This is a genomic window from Paenibacillus shenyangensis, assembly GCF_000346635.1.
Classification (GTDB): domain Bacteria; phylum Bacillota; class Bacilli; order Paenibacillales; family Paenibacillaceae; genus Saccharibacillus; species Saccharibacillus dauci.
The window spans coordinates 1-24,147 of the sequence record NZ_AOIG01000015.1; the positions used below are offsets into that span (position 1 = coordinate 1).

Below are 24,147 nucleotides of genomic sequence, written 5' to 3' on the forward strand. Positions count from 1 at the left end.
TCCCGTCGGTTCCGCCATTTTTTTTCTGAGTTATTCACTAGTGAATAATTTGAGAAATATCTAATAATAAATATAATTATTAGAATGGCATATTGTATTTTTTCGCGGACGTGGCTCAGCGGTAGAGCATCGCCTTGCCAAGGCGAGGGTCGCGGGTTCGATTCCCGTCGTCCGCTCCAATATGCGCCCTTAGCTCAGCTGGATAGAGCGTTTGACTACGAATCAAAAGGTCAGGAGTTCGAATCTCTTAGGGCGCGCCATTTTTATTTTGAAAGACCACATATTTGCCGGTGTGGCGGAATTGGCAGACGCGCGCGACTCAAAATCGTGAGGGAAACCGTGGGGGTTCGAGTCCCTTCACCGGCATATCATCGGGATGTAGCTCAGCTTGGTAGAGCACCTGGTTTGGGACCAGGGGGTCGCATGTTCAAATCGTGTCATCCCGATATGCAAAAGCATCACTCTTTATAGAGTGGTGCTTTTTTATTTTATTAGCAAGTTTTTTAGTTATCGTCTGTTAGAATTTATTCCTTTTGATATAATAAAAAAAGATACATATGTTCGCCTATTTGGCTTATCATATAGTATGATAAACGGAAGAGATCTACTTAACAATAATGAATGATTCCTGTAGAGACACTAGAATAAACAAATAATAAGCTACACAGATAACAAGGGCAGATTATAGATGTGCAGAATGAAGGAGAGATAGGTTTGCGTATATTGGGGATTGATCCGGGGATTGCAATTGTTGGTTTTGGATTTATTGATAAGAACGGAAGCAAGCTGACACCTGTTCAGTATGGATGTATTCAGACAGAGGCGCACACGCCGGAAGAAGAGCGTCTGATGCATGTATATGAGGGGATGGTACAGTTAATCGATAAGTACAAACCCGACGCCGTTGCTTTTGAAAAATTGTTTTTTAGTCGCAATGTGACTACAGCCATGTCGGTCAGTCAGGCGCGTGGCGTATCGATTCTGGCAGCTGCACAGCGTGGACTGCCTATAGGGGAATATACACCAATGCAGGTTAAGCAGGCGATTGTAGGCTATGGTAAAGCAGAAAAACGGCAGGTTCAGGAGATGGTACGCATGTTTTTGAATCTGCAAAAAGTTCCAAAGCCGGATGATGTAGCTGATGCTCTGGCGGTTGCTGTTTGTCATGCCCACTCCTATGTATTAAATTCTAAACTAAATGAGGTACTTAAAAAATGATTGATTATTTACGCGGGCCTCTGGTCCACTTGGAGAATGAATATATTGTAATGGATGTTAATGGGATCGGATATCGGGTATTTTGTCCGAATCCTTTTGCTTGGGCGAAGCATACAGGTGAGATTACGGTATACACCCATCATCATGTTCGTGAAGATGCGATACAGCTATTTGGATTTCCTAGTCGTGATGAACAGAAGTTGTTTCGTAAATTGATCGAAGTATCCGGTATCGGACCAAGAGTCGCGTTAGGAATATTAAGTGGTGGTAGTCCGGAAGGCGTAATCACAGCCATTTACCAGGAGAATATTACTTTCCTGACCAAGCTGCCGGGGATTGGAAAGAAAACGGCTCAACGCATGATTCTGGATCTCAAGGATAAGTTGGATGGGATCGGAGATGCGCTTATCGCTACGGGTTTGTTTGCACAGACAGAAGCACCACTGGGGGCGCCAGGAGATGTATGGCCGGAAGTGCGGGAAGGTCTCAAAGCGCTAGGTTACACAGAGTCAGAACTGGATCGTATGTGGCAAACGCTCAAACATGAAGTCTTCCCGGAAGATACAGCCGATTCTGTTATGAAGCGGGCTCTGAAAATGCTGTATACTGGATCATAAGATAGGCCAGAACCAGCAGCGTATAGCCGGAACTGGTGAACCGAATTAATTTGTGTAATATAGATTCAAATACGATTCTTGGATAGACTGTATTTGATACAGGATACAGGATACAGGATACAGGATACAGGATACAGGATACAGGATACAGGATACAGGATACAGGATACAGGATACAGGATACAGGATACAGGATACAGGATACAGGATACAGGATACAGGATACAGGATACAGGATACAGGATACAGGATACAGGATACAGGATACAGGATACAGGATACAGGATACAGGATACAGGATACAGGATACAGGATACAGGATACAGGATACAGGATACAGGATACAGGATACAGGATACAGGATACAGGATACAGGATACAGGATACAGGATACAGGATACAGGATACAGGATACAGGATACAGGATACAGGATACAGGATACAGGATACAGGATACAGGATACAGGATATCAATGTTATTCGTATACTTATACTGATTGAGTATAAAAATGTAAACAGGGCACCAGATATCGGGGCCTTGTGCGAATATGAATTGCAACGAGAGGGGAGCGATAAAGATGACGGATGACCGCATCATATCGGCTAACTTGATGATGGAAGACCAAGCGGTGGAACTCAGTCTGCGTCCCCGCTATCTGGCGGAATACATTGGTCAAAGCCGGGTAAAGGAAAACTTGAAAATCTATATTGAAGCGGCCAAGATGCGTGGTGAGGCACTGGATCATGTACTGCTTTATGGTCCACCAGGACTTGGTAAAACAACACTTGCTAATATTATTGCCAATGAGCTAGGAGTGAATCTTCGTACCACTTCAGGACCGGCAATCGAGCGTCCCGGTGATCTGGCAGCACTGCTGACTAATTTGCAGGATGGAGACGTTCTGTTTATTGATGAGATTCACCGATTGAATCGCTCTGTAGAAGAGGTATTGTATCCTGCAATGGAGGATTCGGCGCTGGATATTATGATCGGTAAAGGACCAAGTGCACGATCGGTACGTTTGGATCTGCCTCCATTTACACTCATTGGAGCGACAACAAGAGCGGGTTTACTGTCAGCTCCGCTGCGTGATCGGTTTGGTGTTGTCAGTCGACTGGAGTTCTATACCGTAGATGAATTAACATTTATCGTCAGTCGTGGTGCAGATATTCTGGGAATTGAGATTCTGGGAGATGCTGCCGAGGAGATTGCACTGCGTGGAAGAGGGACTCCACGTATTGCAAATCGTCTGCTCAAACGGGTAAGAGATTATGCACAGGTACGTGGTGATGGTATTATTACACCGGAGATTGCCGAAGAGTCGCTGAATATGCTGCAGGTTGATCCATGCGGACTGGATCAGATTGATCATAAAATGTTGGAAGCAATGATTCACAGTTTCCGCGGAGGTCCGGTAGGTCTGGACACCATCGCAGCTACGATTGGCGAAGAAGGACAAACGATCGAGGATGTATACGAGCCTTATCTGCTGCAACTGGGGTTCTTGCAGCGTACACCACGTGGACGTGTAGTTACGCCAAAAGCCTACAGTCATCTGGGAATTCCCATGCCGGAAGACTTGAAGGGTAAATAAGTACAAGTCATGTTATAATAGAGGCTCTGATATGTAGATAGAACCTCTTGATAGCGCCAAGCCTGTTATTTATAGAGTGTATCTTCTATAAATAGCAGGCTTTTTATTGTATTGATCTTATAGGAATACAGTCAATAAGGATACGTTGAATAGGCATGCATTCGAAATAATAGTAGATCAAAAGCTCAAAAGATGGATAGATTGAAAAGGCTGAATTATTAAAATAGTTATATCTAAAGAGTAGTATATTTTAAAACTGGGTCTCCAAGAAACGAAGCTGCACTCCAAAAAAGGTTAGCTATAGTTAGCTTTAGGTACTGAACTATTATTTATATTGTAAATGGTCAGCCTTTTGTAATCTGTTGCCATTGATCTGTCTGATGATGGAAGAAGTATATGCTGCTTGATCGGGAATGATTATTTTAGTGAAAAGTGAAAGGAAGGTAGCAATGATGAAATTTGCAATGCTGCGAGAACAGGATCGGGAGAAAGCTGCTGGAGATAATTTTAACCACGATAACTGGCAGGAAAATACAGTTGTCAGGGCAGCAAACCATCATACTATAGGGTCTGATCATGGTTCCAGCCTGCAAAGGATACAACTAAAATCATCCATTATCATAGAACATGGAACATATAAACAAACAGGAAATGAACAAACTAACCGCACAATAACATGTATGGAACCGGAAAATAAAAAATATCGAACTTCTCTTATTGAGCTTCGCAAGCTGGTCGTACGTACTGCAGGCACATTGGCACTGGCAGCAGTACTCATGGCAGGATATGCAATGCCTTCTTATGCAGCAGGGCCTTCGGATGAAGAGATTCGGGTCGGAATATTTTTTAATGGAGGTAGTACGTATACTTCTATCGTACCTGTAGTAAATGTAAAGTCGGCCAGTGATCTGGAACTGGGTGAAATGAGCGGACGGACATTCGATTCCTGGCTGTCAATTGGTAAGCAGGCCAGCTTTGGGATTGATGGATACCGGGTTAAAGTATTGGAAACCGCAGACTTTGCTACAGCCGCGGCAGGGATCAAGCTGCTGCAACCAACCAGTGATAAGCCGATTGTACTCACTTCCTCCAAAAATGGAAGTACGATCTATCAATTATATACCGGCATGTATGCTACCGAAGCGAATGCTACAACAGCAGCTTCCCGTGTGAGCTCTACCGTACGTTCCCTATTAAGTGGTCAGACGCCATCCGTCAAAGGAAGTATGCACTTATCTGCAGGTAGCTATACGAGTGAATCTCAAGCTCAATCTGCGTTAATGGATGCACAGAATGCCGGTCTGGATGCATTTATGGCTTTGACTCACAGCGGTGGGCAATTGACCTATAATGTATGGGTAGGTGAGGAGGCTAACAGTGCCGGTCTCGCTGCTGTAAAAGCAGCTGCTGCGGCAGCACTGCCTGAGGTGACGCTGACAACAGTAAGCAGTACGGAGTCTGCGCTTATCATTCGCCAAAATGCAACATCAAGTATTACCAGTCCTGCTCCAATCGATCATTATATCGTGAGTGGCAGCAAAGCTGTTATGCGTCTCAAAGGAAGCGATGCCGGAACCCAGGTAACTGAACGTTCTGCTCGCTCCTATCGTGGAGACTTTGAGATTAGCAATTATAACGGTCAGTTAGCCTGGATCAACGTACTGCCGATGGAAGACTATCTCTATTCTGTAGTAGGTGGAGAAGTGTCTGCTTCATGGCCTGCCGAAGCACTCAAGGCGCAAGCTGTAGCGGCACGCAGCTATGCCAGATCCCAGGAAGGCACATCCCGTTTCAAAATAGCGGATGTAGTCGATGGGACACTCAGTCAAGCCTATAATGGAGTGAGTGCGGAAGACAAGCGAATCATCAAAGCAGTAGATGATACGGCCGGTGAAGTGGTCATGAAAAACAATAAGGTTCTGGAGACGATTTTCTCTGCCAATGCCGGTGGAGTCAGTGCGGACAATTCAGAAGTATGGAAAGGTAGCGGAGACGCCTATGTAAGTGTCGTCTCGGATGGAGATGCCGCTGCCCAGGCCAATCTAAAAAAATGGTATCATGTCCTGCTGGATAATGGCGAGTCAGGCTATATCCGTGAAGATAATGCCAAGCTCGCAGGCAAGCAAACGGAAGCGGGACTCGATTATATGACCGTGACTACCAAAAATACCAATGTACGTGAGCTTCCTGTCGTACAAAACAGTGTCAAAGCAGTTGCTCAGCTGAATCCGGGCAATCAGGCGGTTGTACTGGAGATTGTTCCAGAGTCGAATAGCTATGAATGGATTCGCGGCCCCTATACATCTTCACAGCTGTTATCTGCTCTGAAAGGCAAAACTACATCCAGCTTGCCGTCGACGATCACTTCGATTCAGGTAACCGAGCGTGGACCATCCGGACGTGTGACCGAGATCAAGGTAAATGGCAGCATAGTGAATGTTAAATATCCCGATATGTTCCGTTCGGCGCTCAACGGGCTGCCAAGTACGCTGTTTGATGTGGTGCAGACCGAGAAGTACACTATAATCGGCGCAGGGAGCAGTCAGGATGAACTGCCGGCAGCAGGAGTAGTGATTCTGGGAGCTTCCGGGCAAGGAAAAGGTACTTCCTCTACCGTTATTATGAACGGAGAAGGCAATGCCCGTGTTACAGAGCCAGGTGGATTCCTGTTTACCGGCCGAGGCAATGGTCATGGACTTGGCATGTCCCAGTGGGGAGCCAAAGGTATGGCCGATAAAGGTTCCACTTACAAAGAAATTTTACAGCATTACTTTAAAGGTGCAGTAATTACGAAAGGATAAATGAAGATGAAAGTAGATATGTACGATTTTAACCTGCCGGAGCATTTGATCGCGCAGGTACCGCTCAAAGAACGTACAGCGTCCCGTCTGTTGACGCTGAACAAAACAACTGGTGATGTGCAGCATGAGCATTTTGCAGATATTATTAATTATTTCCATGAAGGCGATACCCTGATTCTGAACGATACACGTGTTATTCCTGCACGTCTGTTCGGAACGAAAAAGGATACAGGAGCCAAAGCAGAGATTCTGCTGCTGACTCAGTTGGAAGGGGATCGCTGGGAAGCGCTTGTGAAACCGGGCAAAAAGATTAAAACCGGCGCAGTTATTCATTTCAGTGACGAACTGGAAGCGGTAATTGAAGAAGAAGGCGATATGGGGATGCGTGTACTTTCTTTCAAGTATGAAGGGATTTTTCAGGAAATTCTGGATCGTCTGGGTGAAATGCCGCTGCCTCCTTATATTAAGGAGACGCTGGATGATCGTGAACGTTATCAAACGGTCTATGCCAAAAATGAAGGCTCGGCGGCTGCTCCTACAGCCGGTCTACATTTCACTACAGAACTGCTGGACCAGATTCGTGCCAAAGGTGTACAAATCGGATTTGTCACACTGCATGTTGGTCTGGGAACCTTCCGGCCGATGAGCGCAGAGACGATCGAAGAGCATGTCATGCATGAAGAATATTATTCATTACCTGCGGAGACAGCGACGCTGCTGAATGAAACCAAAGCACGCGGTGGCCGGGTAATCGCGGTAGGTACCACTTCCGCACGCACCCTGGAAACAGTGGCTCGTGATTTCCAGGATCGTCCGCTGGAAGCAGCAAGTGGTTGGACACAGATCTTTATTTACCCGGGACATACCTTTGGTCTGGTCAATGCCATGATCACCAATTTCCATCTGCCCAAGTCCACGTTGGTCATGCTGGTCAGTGCGCTGGCCGGACGCGAGCATATTATGGCAGCGTATCAGGAAGCGATTGAGCGTGAATACCGGTTCTTCAGTTTTGGCGATGCGATGTTTATTTATTAAATCGATAAACAAACATCTGTAAATAATAAATATATCAGTACGAACATATATTGTGCTTCATGGGGTTGCTCCGTTATAATTAAATGTCGGTTGATTGCAGGACCGGTTCTGCCGGTCCTTTCTGTTTTGCCTATTAAATGACCAGAAGGATGAGAATAAATACTATGTCTGGACCTATAACGTACGAACACATCAAAACTTGTAAACAGTCAGGAGCCCGGCTTGGACGGGTTCACACTCCACACGGTATTATCGAGACACCGGCTTTTATGCCTGTCGGCACCCTGGCAACTGTCAAAACGATGAGTCCCGAAGAACTCAAGGAAATGGATGCCCATATTATTCTGAGCAATACGTATCATCTGTTCCTGCGTCCCGGTCATGATCTGATCAAGGAAGCTGGCGGACTGCACAAATTCATGAACTGGGATCGCCCGATTCTGACAGACAGCGGCGGTTTTCAGGTATTCAGTCTTAGTGAAATGCGCAAGATTACCGAAGAAGGCGTACATTTCCGTTCCCATTTGAATGGAGACAAGCTGTTCCTGTCACCGGAAATAGCCATGGAGATCCAGAATGCGCTCGGTTCCGATATTATGATGGCATTTGATGAATGTCCACCCTATCCGGCAGAGTATGATTATGTCAAAAAATCGCTGGAACGTACGACCCGCTGGGCAGAACGTTGCCTGAACAGCCATGCACGTCCACAGGATCAGGGATTGTTCGCTATCGTACAAGGTGGTATGCATGAAGACCTGCGCCGCCAGAGTGCGCTTGATTTGACTTCGATGGATTTCCCGGGGTATGCTATTGGTGGACTGAGTGTAGGAGAGCCCAAGCATTTGATGTATGAAGCTCTGGAATATACTATGCCATTTTTGCCAAGTAACAAGCCTCGTTATCTGATGGGTGTCGGTTCTCCCGATGCACTGCTCGAGGGTTCGATTCGTGGTGTGGATATGTTTGACTGTGTACTTCCTACACGTATTGCGCGTAATGGTACGACAATGACCAGTGAAGGCCGTGTTGTTGTACGTAATGCCAAGTATGCCAGAGACTTTGGACCGCTTGATCCCAATTGCGACTGCTATACCTGCCGCAATTATTCCCGTGCGTATCTGCGCCATCTGATCAAAGCGGATGAGACTTTTGGTCTGCGTCTGACTACGTATCACAATCTGCATTTCCTGCTTAACCTGATGAAAAATGTACGTCAGGCGATCATGGATGACCGTCTGCTTGATTTCCGTGATGAGTTCTTCGATCAATATGGACTGCATGATAATGATAAAGGCTTCTAAGCCGAATACTGTATCATAAAGAACATTGAATGATGTACCGGATCATTGCTGTATATTTTGCCGAACAACAGCTGGAAACACTTCGGGTACCGGAACTCCGGTCCCCGGTTTATATTAAAAAGGGGGCAATACCATGTTTAATTTAGCAGCAGCCGCTGGTGGCGGTACTGGAATTTTGGGGGCTATCATTCCATTTGTATTGATGTTTGTTGTATTCTATTTCCTGCTGATTCGTCCTCAGCAAAAGAAACAAAAACAGCGCAACATGATGCTGAATACACTCGGAAAAGGCGATAAAGTCGTAACAATCGGTGGTCTGCATGGAACGATTACGGAGATCACAGATGATATTGTGGTACTGCGTGTAAACGATGTCACCAAATTGACATTTGACCGTTCGGCGATCAGCCACTCGACTGCCAAGGATACTGCTCCGGTTGCCAAAGTCTAAGCGAATCTCGGCAAAACGGAATCATTCATAAATTGTTACCAAAGCGGACCTGCCTGCAGGTCTGCTTTTTTGTTATTAACTGCTAATTTGGGCTTTGCTATCCTGAAGGAATTTCATTATGATAGGGAATTGAGCCGGGGTATGATAGGAAACTGATGAACAAACCGGATAATGTGATAGGAGAAAGGATGTGTACCTTGCAAGTATCGGAGATGATGACATGGCAGCCGACAGCAGCTATCGTTATTTTTCTAGTTATATACGCCATATGGATAACAGATCAGCTGAATCGGGCGATGATCGCTGTTATTGGAGCAGTATTGTTTTTGCTGCTGGGTCTTGTACATTGGCAAAATGCCTATACGACGCATATCAATTGGGACACTCTGCTGCTCTGGATGAGCATGCTGGTGATTGCAGGCGTTATGAGCCGTAGTGGACTGGTTCATTATGCCGTCATCCGGAGTCTGGGATGGACACGCAGCAATCCGCTGCTTCTTTTCGTTATTCTAATGATATGGACAGCTCTTGGAGCTGCACTGCTGGATCATGTAACGATCATTATTTTGATGGTACCTGTTATATTTACCGTAACAAATCTGCTGAAAATGAAACCTGCTCCTTTTCTGATTGCAGCGATCATTACCAGTAATATTGGAGGAACAGCTACATTGATCGGCAATCCGGCCAATATGTGGATCGGTACTGCCAATCCACAGCTGACTTTTGTATCTTTCGTTACAATGCTGGGACCATTGATGCTCATTCTGCTGGCAGTGAATCTGCTGCTGATTGCTCTATTGTATTGGCAAAGCTTCCGCACTGCCTCACATACGGCGAGAACACTAAATCTGGAGCAGGAAGTAACAAGCTCTATCGAGAACAGAAAACTTGCTTTTGTAGTACTAATGGTCTTTGTATTGGTGATAGCAGGACTTGTTATCGGATCCTGGCTGGATCTTCGTTTATCTATCGTGGCAGCAGCCGGAGCGCTGATTATGCTGGTTGCTGCGATAGCAACAGGAGCGAAGCCCCTATCTATATTGCGTCATCTGGAATGGGACACCCTGTTATTTTTTGCAGGCTTATTTATCCTGGCAGGAGGATTGGTGGAGACCGGCTGGATTCAGACGGGAGCTCGTTATCTGATTGAACTGACAAATGGCGATATGTCATGGGTTGCTCTGATTCTGCTCTGGACAACCGGTTTGTTATCTTCAGTAATGGATTATATGCCATGGGTTGCAGTCATGATTCCGCTTGTTCAGGACACAGCCGTGCAAATGGGAGCTTCCACACCTGCTGTTATTAATCCGTTATGGTGGGCGTTGTCTATTGGTGCAGGTATTGGGGGAAGTGGAACACTGCTGGGTTCTGCAGCTGGACTGATTGCAGCTTCCATGGCTGACCGCCGCCAGCAACGTCTTGGTTATCTGGAATTCCTGAGAGTAGGTCTGCCGCTGACACTTATTTCGCTACTGATTGCATCATGGTATGTATATACCGTTGTATTGTAACCAGAAATTTCTCCATTATTATGCGCATTACACTAGGCGGCTGGCAGGAATTAGGGTACAGTTGAAGAATGTGTAACCTGTATAGATTATGAGGCAGCAATAATGATCATTTAATACAATGTAGTCATAAGCAACAGGAAGGTAGCTGGTGGACATGGACGAATTAAGCAATGCGGAATTGACAGAACTGATTGACTCGCTATGCCAGAGCAAAATCGAAGAGTTTGCGATGCTTGGATATGAGCAGCTGACTTCGGAAGAATTATGGGACTGCCTGAATAACAAGTATGAAAAGCAGGGTATGCCCCGGCTGTACGAGCTGGTCAACGATATTTTATCAATGAAACCCAATCAGTTGATGCATTATCTGACGATGTCTTCCTATAAGAAAATGGAAAGCGCGGATATGCAGGAACGGATACCTCCATTGCACGGATAATCTTGTTGACAGAAATATGGTATTGCACAGATCGTCTGCCAGATGGTAAGGTGTGTTCGCAGGTAAATTTAATTTTCTCATTGGACCAAGAATGAGCTGGGCCGGTGTCTGACAGGCATCAGCCTGTTTGTTTTGCTGACCATTGGTAAATTGACTGTCATTTGCCGCATCGCTATAATAGGAATATTGAGAATGAAAGGGGAACCACATACGGGATGAACAGAATCATCAGCTTCATAGTCGTCATACTTGTCGTAGCCGGTATTATCGGTACAACGACCCCGCTATTTAAAGATGTCCGTCTGGGACTCGATCTTAAAGGCGGTTTTGAAATCTTGTATCAGGCTACGCCAACCACGCAGGGGGAAGCAGTTACCAGAGAATCTCTGACGCAGACTGCAAGAAGTTTGGAACAGCGTGCCAATGCCCTTGGTACAAGTGAGCCGGAAATTACAACAGAGGGTACAGATCGTATTCGTCTGAGAATTGCCGGTGTTACGGATGAAGCAACTGTCCGCAAGACCATGAAAGAACCGGCTGAACTTACGTTCCGCAGTATGGATGGATGTTCCACGGATGCTTCCAAGCAATCAGGAAGCGCGTCTTCCGAGAAGCAGGACATTAACAAGTCCAAAGTTGCAGAAACAAAGAGCAGTACCGATAGCAAATCTTCGGATAGCAATCCAGTGTCTGCACAGACCGAAGGATTGCCGCAGGGAGTGACCGTAACTCCTGACACAGGAGCCGGCGCTACAGCTACAGAAAATACTTATGCCAATGAAGATCCGGCAAAACTTTATTGTAAAATCGAATTGACTGGTGATGACTTCAAAGAAAACGGTGCATCCGTAGTGTATAACTCACTGCAGCAGCCAGAGATCACGATCGAAGTCAAAGATGCCAAAAAATTCGGAGAGATTACCAAACGTCTGATCAATCAGCCGCTCGGAATCTTCCTGAATGGTCAACTGCTGTCGGCACCAACTGTACGAGCTGAACTGACAGATGGCAAAGCCAGCATTTCTGGCAGCTACACCGTTCAAGAAGCACAGCAGCTCAAAGACCAGATCAACCTGGGCGCACTGCCGCTGAAATTGACCGAAATCTATTCACAGAGTGTAGGAGCATCTTTGGGACAACAGTCTCTGAACGAAACCCTGAAAGCTGGTATCGTAGCTTCTATTATCATTCTGATCTTTATGATTCTGGTATATCGTATTCCGGGTCTGATTGCCGGATTCAGTATTATCACCTATGTATGGCTCACGGTTATGATCTTTGTTGCAGGTGATTTCACATTGACATTGCCGGGTATCGCAGCCTTTATCCTGGGTGTGGGTATGGCAGTCGATTCCAATATCATCACCTATGAGCGTATCAAGGATGAGATTCGCAACGGTAAGAGTATCCCGTCTGCGTTCAAAGCAGGAAGCAGAAGTTCATTCGGTACGATCATGGATGCCCAGTTAACTACCATTATTGCAGCTGCTGTAATGTTTGCTCTGGGTACAGGTGCTGTAAGAGGCTTTGCATTGGTATTGATTTTCAATATTCTTGTAAGTATCGTTACCAACGTGTTCTTCTCCCGCTTTTTACTGTCCCTGCTCGTCAAAGGGAAACTGGTTAACAAACCGGAGTATTTCGGCGTAAAGGAGAGTGAACGCGATGCGCTTTAAGTGGAATTATGACTTTGTCAAACTGAGTAAGTATTTTTATACATTCTCCATTATTTTGACAATTGCCGGTATTATCTCGTTGGCAGTTGCCGGATTGAATTATGGCGTTGATTTCCGTTCGGGTTCCAATGTCGATGTGACGCTGACCAAGACGTTAACAGAAGAACAGGTACAACCTGTAGTAGACAGCCTCAATATAGGAAAGGATCCAAGTATCAATATCGGTGGAGACGGACGGATGTCTATCCGTTTTGAAACAGTACTGACTGATACACAGGAAAATCAGCTCAAACAGGCATTCAACAAGCAATTGGACAGCGGAGCTTCCTTTGAAGTTAATACCGTCGATCCAACGATTGCCAAAGAGCTTGAGCGTAATGCTCTCTGGGCCGTATTGCTTGCCAGCCTTGGAATTATCATCTATGTAACAATCCGTTTCGAATGGCGTTTTGCGGTAGCTTCTGTAGTAGCGCTGCTGCATGATGCATTCCTGGTCATCTCGGTCTTCTCGATTTTTCGTCTGGAAGTGGATCTGACCTTTATCACTGCTGTACTGACGATCATCGGTTACTCCCTGAACGATACGATTGTTATCTTTGACCGTATCCGTGAGAATCTGCGTTTTGCCAAACAGAAAAAACGCGGAGATGTTGCCGATATCGTAAACAAGAGTATTTCTCAAACCATGACACGCTCCCTGAATACGGTACTGACTGTATTCATCGCTTGTCTGCTGTTGTTCATTTTGGGTAGTGAGTCCATTCGTATGTTCTCGCTGGCTATGATGATCGGTCTTGCTTTCGGAGCTTACTCTTCGATCTTTATCGCAAGTCCACTGTGGTTGGTACTCAAAAACAGACAGAAACCAAAAGCGAAAGCACCGTCGAAGACGACGGCCTAACATCGCAAGCTAACCTGCCTGAAGCCGCGTCCTGGTCCTCATACCGACGCGGCTTCATCTTGTCTTAGGAGGAAGTATGGTGAGAAATAACGATATCCGTCAGCAGGGAAAAGTATTCTGGACATCCATACTGGCTGGATTAATACTGGCTATAGTCAAAGCAGTCACCGCTTATGCGGCCAGCAACAAGGCATTGATGGGAGATGCTCTCTATACAGCTTCCAGTGCAGTCAGCAGTCTGGCAGAGCGCCTGTCCAAAAGGCATCAGGGTAGACAAAGTCGCCGGACAGGGGAAGATCATGCAGCCTCCAAAGAACGATATAACAAGACAGCGGCTCCATTTACGAATCTGCTGTTGACGGTCTTGCTGCTGCTTGGTGGCCTGGAGATTGCCATATCTGCGGTGCGTGATCTGATGTCAGAGCAGACTCCTGATCCCAAGCCCTATGCGATTGTAGTTGTTTTTCTGGCGATGGCAGTCAATGAAGCATTATTCCGCTATCGTTATCGTTATGCGAAAAAGCAAGGAAACACGAGGGCGGCCGAAGAAGTGGATATGCATCGTTATTCACTGTATTCCTCAATCCTCGTATTGGCCGGCATGCTCGGTACGATTGCGGCGCTGGAACTGCAGATGGATAACCTGTATTATATAGAGCCGGTCTCTGCTATTTTGGTCGCAGTAATTCTATGGCGTCAGGGCTATCGGATGGCCAGTCAGACTGTCTATGGTACGCTGGTTCAGGAACTGGAGCGTGAAGATGCCGCTGACTTTATGGATACTGTGCAGCGTGTACAGGGTGTCATTACGATTGAAGATCTGAAAGCCCAGGAATACAGAGATGGTCTAAGGATTCATCTAAAAATAGGAGTTAATCCCCAGATTAGCGTACAGGCTGCAGCAGAAATTGCAGACTATGCCAAAAATCTGCTGCTTACTCGATTTGCTCATGTAAGCAGTGTAGAAGTACAGGTTCTGCCGTATACGGGAGGCTATCCGTACAAGTCCAATTACGAGTGGACACAAAGCCGGGAAAAGTCCGGCGACGGCATGATTCATTAAGGAGGCACATCATGATTCATTCACAATATCACTGGAATGTACATTATCCCGATCCGGCTGCAGCCCAGATGCTCAGTGCCAAACTGGGGATCTCCGGGCTAACGGCTTCGCTGCTGGCAGGCAGAGGATATACAAGAGAAATGGAAGCAGCCGAATTCCTGTCGGGCAGCCGCAGTACATCTCATGATCCTTATCTGCTGGCCGGCATGAAGGAAGCGGTCGAACGTATACGCCAGGCTTTGTCGGCAGGCGAGAAAATATGGATCTATGGCGATTACGATGCTGACGGTGTATCCAGTACATCACTGATGATTCAGCTGATGCGCTATCTGAATGCCGATTATGACATTTATATTCCCCATCGTTCCAAAGAAGGCTATGGTCTGCATAATCATGCGATCGATCAGGCACATGCGCAGGGAGTCACGCTGATCGTTACAGTCGATACCGGTATCAGTGCAGTATCCCAGATTGCTCATGCAGCAGCACTTGGAATTGATGTGGTCGTAACAGATCACCATGAGCCACCGGCAGAGCTGCCTGAAGCCTGTGCACTGGTGAATCCCAAGCTGGCCTACTGCCCTTATCCTTTTAAGGGACTGGCGGGTGTAGGTGTAGCCTACAAGCTGGCACAGGCACTATTGGGTGAAGATCGGGTACCCGAAGAATGGCTGGAGATCGTATCGATTGGTACGGTAGCCGATCTGATGCCGCTGGAAGACGAGAACCGTATGATGGTACGTACAGGTGTAGAGCGGATGAAGCATAGTGCTTTTGCTGGTGTGCGTGCGCTGATCAATATTGCAGCAATTGATCCGGCACAGATGTCGGCTACCCATATTGCTTTTGCCATGGCACCACGGATCAATGCCAGTGGACGCATGGAGCATGCAAAGCGTGCGGTAGAGCTGCTCACGACGACTGACCAGGCGGAAGCGGACCAGATTTCCTTTGAACTGGATCAGCTGAACAAGGAACGACAGGATCTGGTAAACCGGATGGTGCAGGAAGCTATCGCTATGCTGGAAGCCGAGAAAGCGATGAACAATGGCAGCGTTCCACATGTAATTGTCGTAGCTGGTGAAGGCTGGAATCCTGGTGTGGTCGGTATAGTGGCATCCAAACTGCTGGATCGCTATTACCGGCCGACTATCGTACTGGGTATCGATCCACAGACAGGTATGAGCAAAGGTTCTGCACGCTCTATCCCCGGCTATGATATTTATAAAGCGCTGCTGGATTGTGAGGATGTGATGGATCATTTCGGCGGTCATCCATCGGCAGCAGGTATGAGTCTGCACCGCGATCAGCTGGATGAATTCCGTCGTCGGCTCAATGAACGGGCAGCAGGTATGTTGACCGAAGAAGATCTGGTTCCCCAGACAGCAGCAGATCATGAATGTACGCTGGATCAACTGACCCTGTCTGCGATTGAAGAGTTAGACCAGCTTGCTCCTTTTGGTATGTCCAATCCACTGCCACGCATTGTACTGCGCGGTGTAACGGTAACCCAGGCCAAAGCTATCGGCAAAACGCTGGATCATCTGCGGCTGGTGGTAGAGCAGGATGGAACCATGATGGAAGGTATAGCTTTCGGCAAAGGTGAACTGGCCGAGCTGCTGTCGGAAGGTGACCGGATTGATATACTGGCCGAGACCAGTATCAACGAATGGCGCGGTAATCGCAAACCACAGCTGATGGTACAGGATCTGGCTGTACCCGGGCTTCAGGTCTGGGATCGGCGCAGCTCCGGTCAATGGGAGCAGCATTTGAAGACGATTCGGCAGAAATGGTCCCGTTATATGGGGGTAGAAGGTGGCCAATTGGGAGTATTGTGCAGCGAAAATCGGGTGGAAACTTTAAAAACCCAATTGTCGGATGTATCCCTTTGGGGTTATGATAGAAAAGTTGATATCGCAGCTTGCAATCATGTCTCCACACAGTATGGGGCAGAAGCTATACGCACATTATGTCTGTTATCATTACCGGCGCATATCGAGCAGCTGGATACTATTTTCGAACGATTCACTTCTCTTGAAAATATCGTCCTGCTCCATGATCGGCCGCAGCAGCAGGAACGTCTGCAGATACCCGACCGGGATCGTTTTAAACTGATATACGGGTGGCTTGTCAAATCCAGCGAGACGATCGCGGAGGAAGCGAAGCTGATTCCCTATCTGAGTCAAAAAACCTCCAGCTCGGTGAGAATGGTACAGATGATGCTGGAAGTGTTCGAGGAACTGGAGTTTATTATCCGTCAGAATGGACAGGTAATGCTGAATAATGCTCCGGTAAAACGTCCGCTCGACAGCTCGCAGCTGTACCGGGAACTTGGCGAACTGGCTGAAATGGAATATATGTTATGTGAAAGTGATCTGCCGCAATTAACTTCATGGATGATTTCCCGCATGCAAGGCGCATCATAACCGATCTATTTTTAGGAGGAGATTTTTTTGGATTTTAAAGAGCATATTCGTGTGATTCCGGATTTTCCGCAGGAAGGAATCAGTTTTAAAGATATTACAACCCTGCTGCAAAATGGTGAAGCTTACAAAGCTTCCATCGAAGAACTGAAAAAGCTGGTAAAAGAGCTAAAAATCGATGTGATCGCCGGACCGGAAGCACGTGGTTTCGTAGTTGGCGCACCACTCGCTTATGCGCTGGGTGTAGGCTTTATTCCGATTCGTAAAACAGGCAAACTGCCGTACAAAACGATCCAGGCAGAATATGCACTGGAATATGGTAAAGATGTACTGGCTATGCACGTAGACGCGATCCAGGAAGGTCAAAACGTACTGATCGCTGATGATCTGCTGGCAACAGGCGGCACAATCGCAACTTGTGTAGACCTGATCCGTCAAGTAGGCGGTAATGTAGTAGGCGCTGCATTTATGATCGAACTGCAAGATCTGAACGGCCGTGAAAAACTGCCGGATGTGGAAGTATTCACACTGACACAATATCCTTTCTGATTCTGTTAACGGATCTGAACGGGTAAAATGAATACAAAGAGCATGAGGAGCAGAACTCCTTGTGCTCTTTTTTTATTTCTCCTATGTGTCTTGAAGAATAGAATAAGATCATTTTTGCAGATATAACCTGATACCTATCGAATAAGAATATATAAACAAGACCCGTTCGTATTTAATAACAGTTATTGAAGATGAATATACGCACATTTAGCATAAATAAAGGCTGTAAAATGAATATTTCGGTAAAATATTCATTTTAGGATTTCGCGGTAATCATCAATTTATAAGTTATCAATACAGGTTAATATTTTGGAAAAACGTCTTTTTTGGCGTTTTTTGAACGAAAAAGGCGAAAAATAGCCTTTTTTTTGAAACCATTCTGCTGGTACCCCGTATAGTGTAGAGAGGCATGCTGTGAGTGTAGCATTATGCATACACTGTATATGGCAATGTTAACTTATACAAAAAGGAGGGGGAAGTATGGCTATTATTCGTGAGACGGACTTGCCCGGTATTGGAAGGAAATTTATGGTGGAGACCGATGATCGCGAGAAAGTAGCGATTGTGGTCCATGAAGATGGCAAACGCGAGGTGTACCACAGTTCACCGGCAGCTCCGGATGACCACGAGCTTGTGATGACGCTGAATGATCGCGAAGCTCGTCAGGTTGCAAGTATTATCGGCGGTATGAGTTACCAGCCTACTGCGCTGGAGCAGGTAGAGTTCTCTATTTCCAAGCTGAGTATTGAGTGGTACAAGCTGCGTAAAGGGATGGACTGTATTGGTAAAAGTATCGGTGAGCTCGCGATTCGTGAGAATACGGGAACCGTTATTATTGCCAGTCTGGAATCGGCACAGCAAAAAATCAGTCCAGGGCCGGAATATGTACTGCAGGATGGATATACGCTGGTCATTGCCGGAGAACGCAACGATATTCAATCACTGAAACTGCTGCTTGAGAGAGGGGGCGGTTGAGTATGGATTATATTGTATTTGAGATTGGAATCGCTGTACTGCTGGTTGCTCTGGCAGGACTACTTGCTTCCAAGCTGCGTTTCTCGGTCGTGCCATTCTACATTCTTGCAGGTATGGCGGTCGGTCCGCATGCTCCTGTATTTGGAATCGTGGACTTCCGGTTTATCCAGAGTGCGGAACTGATTGAATTTATGGGCAAAATAGGTGTCATTTTCCTGCTGTTCTATCTGGGACTCGAATTCTCGGTAGGCCGGCTGATCAAGGCAGGACGCTCGATCGCTCTGGGGGGGACCATATATATTGGTATTAACTTCACCCTGGGACTGCTGTATGGATGGGCGACCGGATTTGAGCTCAAGGAGATTCTGGTTATTGCCGGTATTACGACGATCTCCTCCAGTGCAATTGTTGCCAAAGTGCTGGTCGATCTAAAACGTACAGCCAACCCCGAGACCGAAATGATTCTCGGCATCATCATGTTCGAAGACGTATTCCTCGCCGTCTATCTGTCTGTACTATCCGGACTGCTGCTCAGCGGAGCAACTTCAATTGGCGGGATCCTGATATCGGCGGGTATTGCACTCGGTTATATGCTGCTAATCCTTATTGTTGGCCGCAAGGCAGTACCGCTGTTGAATCGTTTGCTTAATATTCCGTCTAATGAAATATTCATGTGTGTAATCTTCGCTGCGTTGTTCCTGATCGCCGGTTTCTCCGAAACGATCCATGTGGCCGAAGCAATTGGCGCACTGTTGGTCGGACTGGTGCTGGCAGAGACGTCTCACATGCACCGGATCGAGAAAATCATTTTACCATTCCGTGATTTCTTCGGTGCCTTGTTCTTCTTTAGCTTTGGATTGACGATTGATCCATTGTCACTGGGAGGCAACGCAGTATGGCTGGCAATTGGAGCCGTAATTCTGACCATGATCGGTAACTATACTGCGGGCATGATGGCAGGCAAAACGGCCAATCTCTCTCCTCAGGCTTCAGCCAATGTAGGATTGACCATTATGTCACGCGGAGAATTCTCTATTATTGTTGCCAATCTGGGTGCAGCAGGTGCACTATCTGCTATATTGCAGCCATTTGCCGCGATTTATGTATTGATATTGGCTATTCTCGGTCCGCTACTGACCAAAGAATCCAAATGGATTTACAAAGGAATCGCCAAAGTATTCCGGCTAAACAAATAATATTCCCATGATCAAAAACAGAAGCAAATTATTTTCCTATAATGCGTAAGCCGAATAATCATTTTATCGATTCGGCACAGAAGATTCTGAGACGATCGTATTATAAGAAAATCACTTGCTCGGGATGGTTCGGTGAACCCAAATATCCCAGGGGGAAATAAAAATGGATATTATCCAGAATGGATCATTTCTGCATAGAATGGATAACTAAAACAACCCAAAAAAGGTGCCAGCGGATTCTGCCGTAGGGCACCTTTTTTGAATTCGAACTAAATTAGGCATATACATTATCTCTGTATAGGAATGACGGCAATTCCGGAATGTACGGAAAGTATGACTCGCAATAACAACGTCAACCTATCCATCTATCGGATACCAACCTGTAATGGATCAACTGTATAACCTGTACCTAATCCACCATATCCATGATCTTTCTAATCAATCCGGGATCTTGGCAGGTGGAGCTTCGTCATTCTTGTCGTTGGACAATCCGGTTACCTGCAAAATACGGAAGAACAGACTGAGCAGAATGCCTACGATAGTCGCCAGTGCCATTCCTTTGAGTTGTACAGAACCCAAGGTGATTGTAGCGCCGCTCAGACCGGTAATCAGCACCACAGTCGTCAGCAGCATATTTTGTGCTTTGGAGTAATCGACCTTTTGTTCCACCAGAATGCGCAGACCCGAAGCAGCGATAACGCCGAACAGTAGCAGCGAGACACCACCCATGACCGGAGCCGGAATCGCCGCGACCGTGCCGGTAAAAGTACCGGAAAAGGACAGCAGGATCGCAATAACCGCAGCGCCGCCAATGACATAAACGGAGTAGACACGAGTCAACGCCATTACGCCGATATTCTCGCCGTAGGTTGTATTCGGCGTAGAGCCGACGAACCCGGACAGGATGGTCGAGATTCCATTTCCCATCAAAGAACGATGAAGACCAGGGTCCTTGGATAGATTCTTGCCGACGATATTGCCGGTTACGAGCAGATGCCCGATATGCTCGACGATAACGACCAGAGCTACCGGTATAATCGTCAGAATCACCGACCAATTAAATGAAGGAGTGACCACATGTGGTACCTGCAGCAGGCTGGCTGTACGGATCGCTGTTGTATCGATCAGTCCAAGCGGGAAAGAAAGTGCATAGCCGACTACAATACCGATCAGAATATGTATGATTTTGGGGAATCCGCGAAAGGTAACTGCACCGATCAGCGTTACTCCCAGCGTAATCAGGGAGAGCGTAATGACTTTCATATTCGGCACCCATGTAGCAGCATCTACACCTGCAGGGGCGATAAATCCAGCCATTTGTGCAGCAACCGGAATCAGCTCCAGACCGATCAATGCGACGATCGCGCCCATCGCTGCCGGTGGAAACACGATATCAATCCAGCGTGTCCCGGCAAATTTGACGATCAGGGCGACGAGGATAAAAATAATCCCTGTTACGATAAAGGCACCCAATGCCAGCGAATAGCCCTGATCATTATAACCGTGCTGCGTCAGCACGAGTGATACCGGTGCAATAAACGCAAAGCTGGAACCCAGATAGGCAGGGATTTTCCCTCGGCAGATCCAGATATACAGCAGTGTCCCGATCCCGTTCATCAACAGAATCATTCCCGGATCGACCTTGAACAGATTCGGTACGAGTACGGTACTTCCGAACATGGCAAAAAGATGCTGCAAGCTTAACAGCAACCCTGGCCCAAGTGGCAATTTCTGATTAACCTGAATTTCACGCTGCAATGTATCCACTCCTTCGTTTCTATACTTTCGATTCTCTTCCTTGCATCCTTAATAGCTTAATGAGTTTGCATGGTTTTTTCAATAACGATTTTCAAAAGGGGGCTAATTCTTTATGAACCCTTCATTTAATACGGTTGACGCGGCTATGCGCAAGAGGCATAATTATAGGAAACCCCTTTTAGGGACCTGTTGCCGCAGTGAGCATGAACAGGTTCCATTTTGAATTTGTATGCGACTGAAGTCTGCAAGTTGACTACAGGGATACACGAAAATCACTGCTCCAGCGTACGAAAATGCTCAAAGAAATGTTTTATACGGGTAGAGATCGATTTGTTCTACCATTTATCTTATAGATACAGACCACTTTCATTACATTTAAGGGAAGTACTGCTTAAATGTTATTCATGAATAGAAAGGATACGACAACGATTCCATGGGCATAGAGCGATTACTTGAAAAGGCGTCCGCCTACATTAAAGAGAAGGATCTTGAGCGTATCAAAGAAGCCTATGAGTTTGCTGATCAGGCTCATCATGGACAGGTGCGCAAATCAGGAGAACCTTATATTTTGCATCCATTGGCAGTTGCAGATATCGTCGTTGGCATGGAGATGGATACCATCTCGATTATCGCCGCGCTTCTGCATGATGTTGTTGAAGATACAACCGTATCCCTGGAGGAAATCCGCAGCCGCTTTGGCGACAACTGTGCGATGCTCGTCGATGGTCTGACCAAGCTGGAGCGGATCAAATTCCGTTCCAAGGAAGAACAGCAGAACGAGAATTATCGTAAAATGTTTATCGCAATGGCACAGGATATTCGTGTCATTGTAATCAAGCTGGCTGACCGTCTGCATAATATGCGTACGCTCAAGTACCAGTCCGAAGAAAGCCAGCGGCGTATTGCCTATGAGACACTGGAGATTTTCTGTCCGGTTGCTCATCGTCTCGGTATTTCCGCGATCAAATGGGAAATGGAAGATATCGCACTGCGTTATCTGAATCCGCAGCAGTATTATCGTATTGCCAATCTGATGCACAAAAAGCGTGCAGAGCGTGAGCAGTATATCGATAATGTTATTGATCGTATTCGCGAGAAGCTCAAAGAAATGGGTATCGATGCGGATCTGTCCGGACGCCCGAAGCATATCTACAGCGTTTATCAGAAAATGACGACCAAAAACAAGCAGTTTAACGAAATCTATGATCTGCTGGCCATTCGGATTATCGTAGATAATATCAAGGATTGTTATGCGACGCTCGGTATTATTCATACGCTATGGAAGCCGATGCCAGGCCGGTTCAAAGATTATATCGCAATGCCCAAAACGAATATGTACCAGTCCCTGCATACGACAGTTGTAGGTCCTACAGGGGAGCCAACCGAGGTACAGATTCGTACATGGGATATGCATCGTACCGCAGAATTCGGTATTGCAGCTCACTGGGCTTACAAAGAAGGCTCCACAGGCGGCAATATCGAGAACAAGGTTCCTTTTTTCAAAGAGATTCTGGAGCTTCAGCATGAAGCACAGGATGCTTCGGAGTTTGTTGAATCCCTGAAAATGGACTTTTTCTCCGATCTGGTCTTTGTATTTACACCCAAAGGCGAGGTTATTGAGCTGCCAAATGGCTCGGTACCGCTGGACTTTGCCTATCGTATTCATACCGAAGTCGGTAACCGGACGATTGGAGCCAAGGTGAACGGTCGGATCGTACCGCTGGATCACCGTCTCAAAACCGGCGACATTATCGAAATTCTGACATCCAAGCATTCCTATGGACCAAGCCAGGACTGGCTCAAAATTGCCCAGTCTTCCCATGCGCGCAGCAAAATCAAGCAGTGGTTCAAAAAGGAAAAACGCGAGGAAAATGTACAGAAGGGCCGCGATGCACTCGAACGCGAGATGAAGCGTCTCAACCTGGAAGCTTCGGTATGGCTGACCGACGACAAACTGTCCGAAGTCGGCAAAAAATTCGCTTTCCATGATATCGAGGATATGCTGTCTGCTATTGGATTTGGCGGAATTACCGCTGCCCAGATCTGTACGCGTCTTACGGAAAAGATGCGCAGAGAGCAGGAAGAAGCCAGCATTATCGAGCTGACTTCCCAGGTCAAGGAAGTGAAAAGTGCGCCGGAACAACAGAAGCGCAGTCGTCCAACCCACGGTGTCAGCATCAAGGGTGTAGACAATCTGCTCGTTCGCTTTGCACGATGCTGTAACCCGGTACCAGGCGATGATATTGTCGGCTATGTAACACGAGGACGTGGTGTCTCTATTCACCGGAGTGACTGTACCAATGTGCCGGATGTGAGTGACAACAGCGAAGCAGCACGGATTATTGAAGTGGAATGGGAATCAGCGGTGGAAGCCAACTATAATGTGGATATCGAGATTACCGGCCATGATCGCCGTGGTCTGCTGAATGAAGTATTGCAGACGGTTGCAGAGAGCAAGACCAATATCTCGGCAGTGTCCGGCCGCTCCGACAAAAATAAAATGGCCATGATCCATATGACTATTATGATCCGTAATACCGATCATCTGCAGTCGGTTGTGGACAAAATCAAGCGTGTGCAGGATGTATATACCGTGCACCGTATTATGCAATAAGTATACTTTTTACAA

At 46.6% G+C, this 24,147-nt stretch carries 19 protein-coding genes and 4 tRNA genes; 22 read left to right on the plus strand and 1 reads right to left on the minus strand.

Annotated features, from left to right (window positions below):
* The first annotated feature begins 104 nt into the window (after positions 1 to 104).
* From H065_RS0112595 to H065_RS25905, 21 genes are all read left to right on the plus strand, one after another.
* Positions 105 to 179: transfer RNA gene (locus H065_RS0112595), tRNA-Gly, on the plus strand.
* Between the two features lie 4 nt (positions 180 to 183).
* Positions 184 to 260: transfer RNA gene (locus H065_RS0112600), tRNA-Arg, on the plus strand.
* Positions 261 to 286: 26 nt separating this feature from the next.
* Positions 287 to 366 (plus strand) — tRNA-Leu (locus H065_RS0112605).
* A gap of 6 nt (positions 367 to 372) precedes the next feature.
* Positions 373 to 446: transfer RNA gene (locus H065_RS0112610), tRNA-Pro, on the plus strand.
* 268 nt (positions 447 to 714) lie between these two features.
* The gene (gene ruvC / locus H065_RS0112615; protein WP_017813427.1) at positions 715 to 1,218 is read left to right on the plus strand and encodes a crossover junction endodeoxyribonuclease RuvC; all 504 of its coding nucleotides are present in this window, start codon (positions 715 to 717) and stop codon (positions 1,216 to 1,218) included.
* The gene (gene ruvA, locus H065_RS0112620) at positions 1,215 to 1,835 is read left to right on the plus strand and encodes a Holliday junction branch migration protein RuvA (RefSeq protein ID WP_017813428.1); all 621 of its coding nucleotides are present in this window, start codon (positions 1,215 to 1,217) and stop codon (positions 1,833 to 1,835) included. Before ruvC ends, ruvA begins: the two co-directional genes overlap by 4 nt.
* Before the next feature lie 93 nt (positions 1,836 to 1,928).
* A complete protein-coding gene (locus tag H065_RS28070; protein ID WP_202951377.1) occupies positions 1,929 to 2,336 on the plus strand; it encodes a hypothetical protein in 408 nt (135 codons plus the stop codon).
* 77 nt (positions 2,337 to 2,413) lie between these two features.
* Entirely contained in the window at positions 2,414 to 3,430 is a 1,017-nt protein-coding gene (gene ruvB, locus H065_RS0112630) for a Holliday junction branch migration DNA helicase RuvB (RefSeq protein ID WP_017813430.1), read from the plus strand.
* Between the two features lie 680 nt (positions 3,431 to 4,110).
* Positions 4,111 to 6,231 carry a SpoIID/LytB domain-containing protein gene (locus H065_RS0112635; protein ID WP_152425895.1) on the plus strand — a complete coding sequence of 707 codons (2,121 nt, stop codon included), beginning with the start codon at positions 4,111 to 4,113 and terminating at the stop codon, positions 6,229 to 6,231.
* A 6-nt stretch (positions 6,232 to 6,237) separates the two neighbouring features.
* On the plus strand, positions 6,238 to 7,266 hold the full coding sequence (queA, locus tag H065_RS0112640) for a tRNA preQ1(34) S-adenosylmethionine ribosyltransferase-isomerase QueA (RefSeq protein ID WP_017813432.1): 1,029 nt from the start codon (positions 6,238 to 6,240) through the stop codon (positions 7,264 to 7,266).
* 164 nt (positions 7,267 to 7,430) lie between these two features.
* Positions 7,431 to 8,570, plus strand: a complete 1,140-nt coding sequence (gene tgt, locus H065_RS0112645) for a tRNA guanosine(34) transglycosylase Tgt (RefSeq protein WP_017813433.1) — start codon at positions 7,431 to 7,433, stop codon at positions 8,568 to 8,570.
* Positions 8,571 to 8,703: 133 nt separating this feature from the next.
* A complete protein-coding gene (yajC, locus tag H065_RS0112650; RefSeq protein WP_017813434.1) occupies positions 8,704 to 9,021 on the plus strand; it encodes a preprotein translocase subunit YajC in 318 nt (105 codons plus the stop codon).
* Between the two features lie 212 nt (positions 9,022 to 9,233).
* Positions 9,234 to 10,538, plus strand: coding sequence for an ArsB/NhaD family transporter (locus H065_RS0112655; RefSeq protein ID WP_036629947.1), 1,305 nt, complete (start codon positions 9,234 to 9,236; stop codon positions 10,536 to 10,538).
* A gap of 154 nt (positions 10,539 to 10,692) precedes the next feature.
* Entirely contained in the window at positions 10,693 to 10,977 is a 285-nt protein-coding gene (locus tag H065_RS25890; RefSeq protein WP_051058724.1) for a post-transcriptional regulator, read from the plus strand.
* A gap of 215 nt (positions 10,978 to 11,192) precedes the next feature.
* A complete protein-coding gene (gene secD / locus H065_RS27010) occupies positions 11,193 to 12,653 on the plus strand; it encodes a protein translocase subunit SecD (protein ID WP_017813437.1) in 1,461 nt (486 codons plus the stop codon).
* Complete coding sequence (gene secF, locus H065_RS27015) at positions 12,643 to 13,554, plus strand: protein translocase subunit SecF (protein ID WP_017813438.1); 912 nt, start codon at positions 12,643 to 12,645, stop codon at positions 13,552 to 13,554. Before secD ends, secF begins: the two co-directional genes overlap by 11 nt.
* Before the next feature lie 76 nt (positions 13,555 to 13,630).
* Complete coding sequence (locus H065_RS25900) at positions 13,631 to 14,617, plus strand: cation diffusion facilitator family transporter (RefSeq protein ID WP_017813439.1); 987 nt, start codon at positions 13,631 to 13,633, stop codon at positions 14,615 to 14,617.
* Positions 14,618 to 14,628: 11 nt separating this feature from the next.
* Entirely contained in the window at positions 14,629 to 17,043 is a 2,415-nt protein-coding gene (gene recJ, locus H065_RS0112675) for a single-stranded-DNA-specific exonuclease RecJ (protein WP_017813440.1), read from the plus strand.
* A gap of 27 nt (positions 17,044 to 17,070) precedes the next feature.
* Positions 17,071 to 17,589, plus strand: a complete 519-nt coding sequence (locus tag H065_RS0112680) for an adenine phosphoribosyltransferase (protein ID WP_017813441.1) — start codon at positions 17,071 to 17,073, stop codon at positions 17,587 to 17,589.
* 480 nt (positions 17,590 to 18,069) lie between these two features.
* Positions 18,070 to 18,564 carry a cation:proton antiporter regulatory subunit gene (locus H065_RS0112685; RefSeq protein ID WP_017813442.1) on the plus strand — a complete coding sequence of 165 codons (495 nt, stop codon included), beginning with the start codon at positions 18,070 to 18,072 and terminating at the stop codon, positions 18,562 to 18,564.
* A 2-nt stretch (positions 18,565 to 18,566) separates the two neighbouring features.
* A complete protein-coding gene (locus H065_RS25905; protein ID WP_017813443.1) occupies positions 18,567 to 19,760 on the plus strand; it encodes a cation:proton antiporter in 1,194 nt (397 codons plus the stop codon).
* Between the two features lie 438 nt (positions 19,761 to 20,198).
* Here H065_RS25905 and uraA read toward each other — a convergent pair whose 3' ends face one another.
* Positions 20,199 to 21,518, minus strand: a complete 1,320-nt coding sequence (uraA, locus tag H065_RS0112695) for a uracil permease (protein WP_017813444.1) — start codon at positions 21,516 to 21,518, stop codon at positions 20,199 to 20,201.
* A gap of 433 nt (positions 21,519 to 21,951) precedes the next feature.
* Here uraA and H065_RS0112700 point away from each other — a divergent pair, with 433 nt between their 5' ends.
* Positions 21,952 to 24,132 (plus strand): RelA/SpoT family protein, encoded by a 2,181-nt coding sequence (locus tag H065_RS0112700; RefSeq protein ID WP_017813445.1) that lies wholly within the window; start codon positions 21,952 to 21,954, stop codon positions 24,130 to 24,132.
* Positions 24,133 to 24,147: the final 15 nt, after the last annotated feature.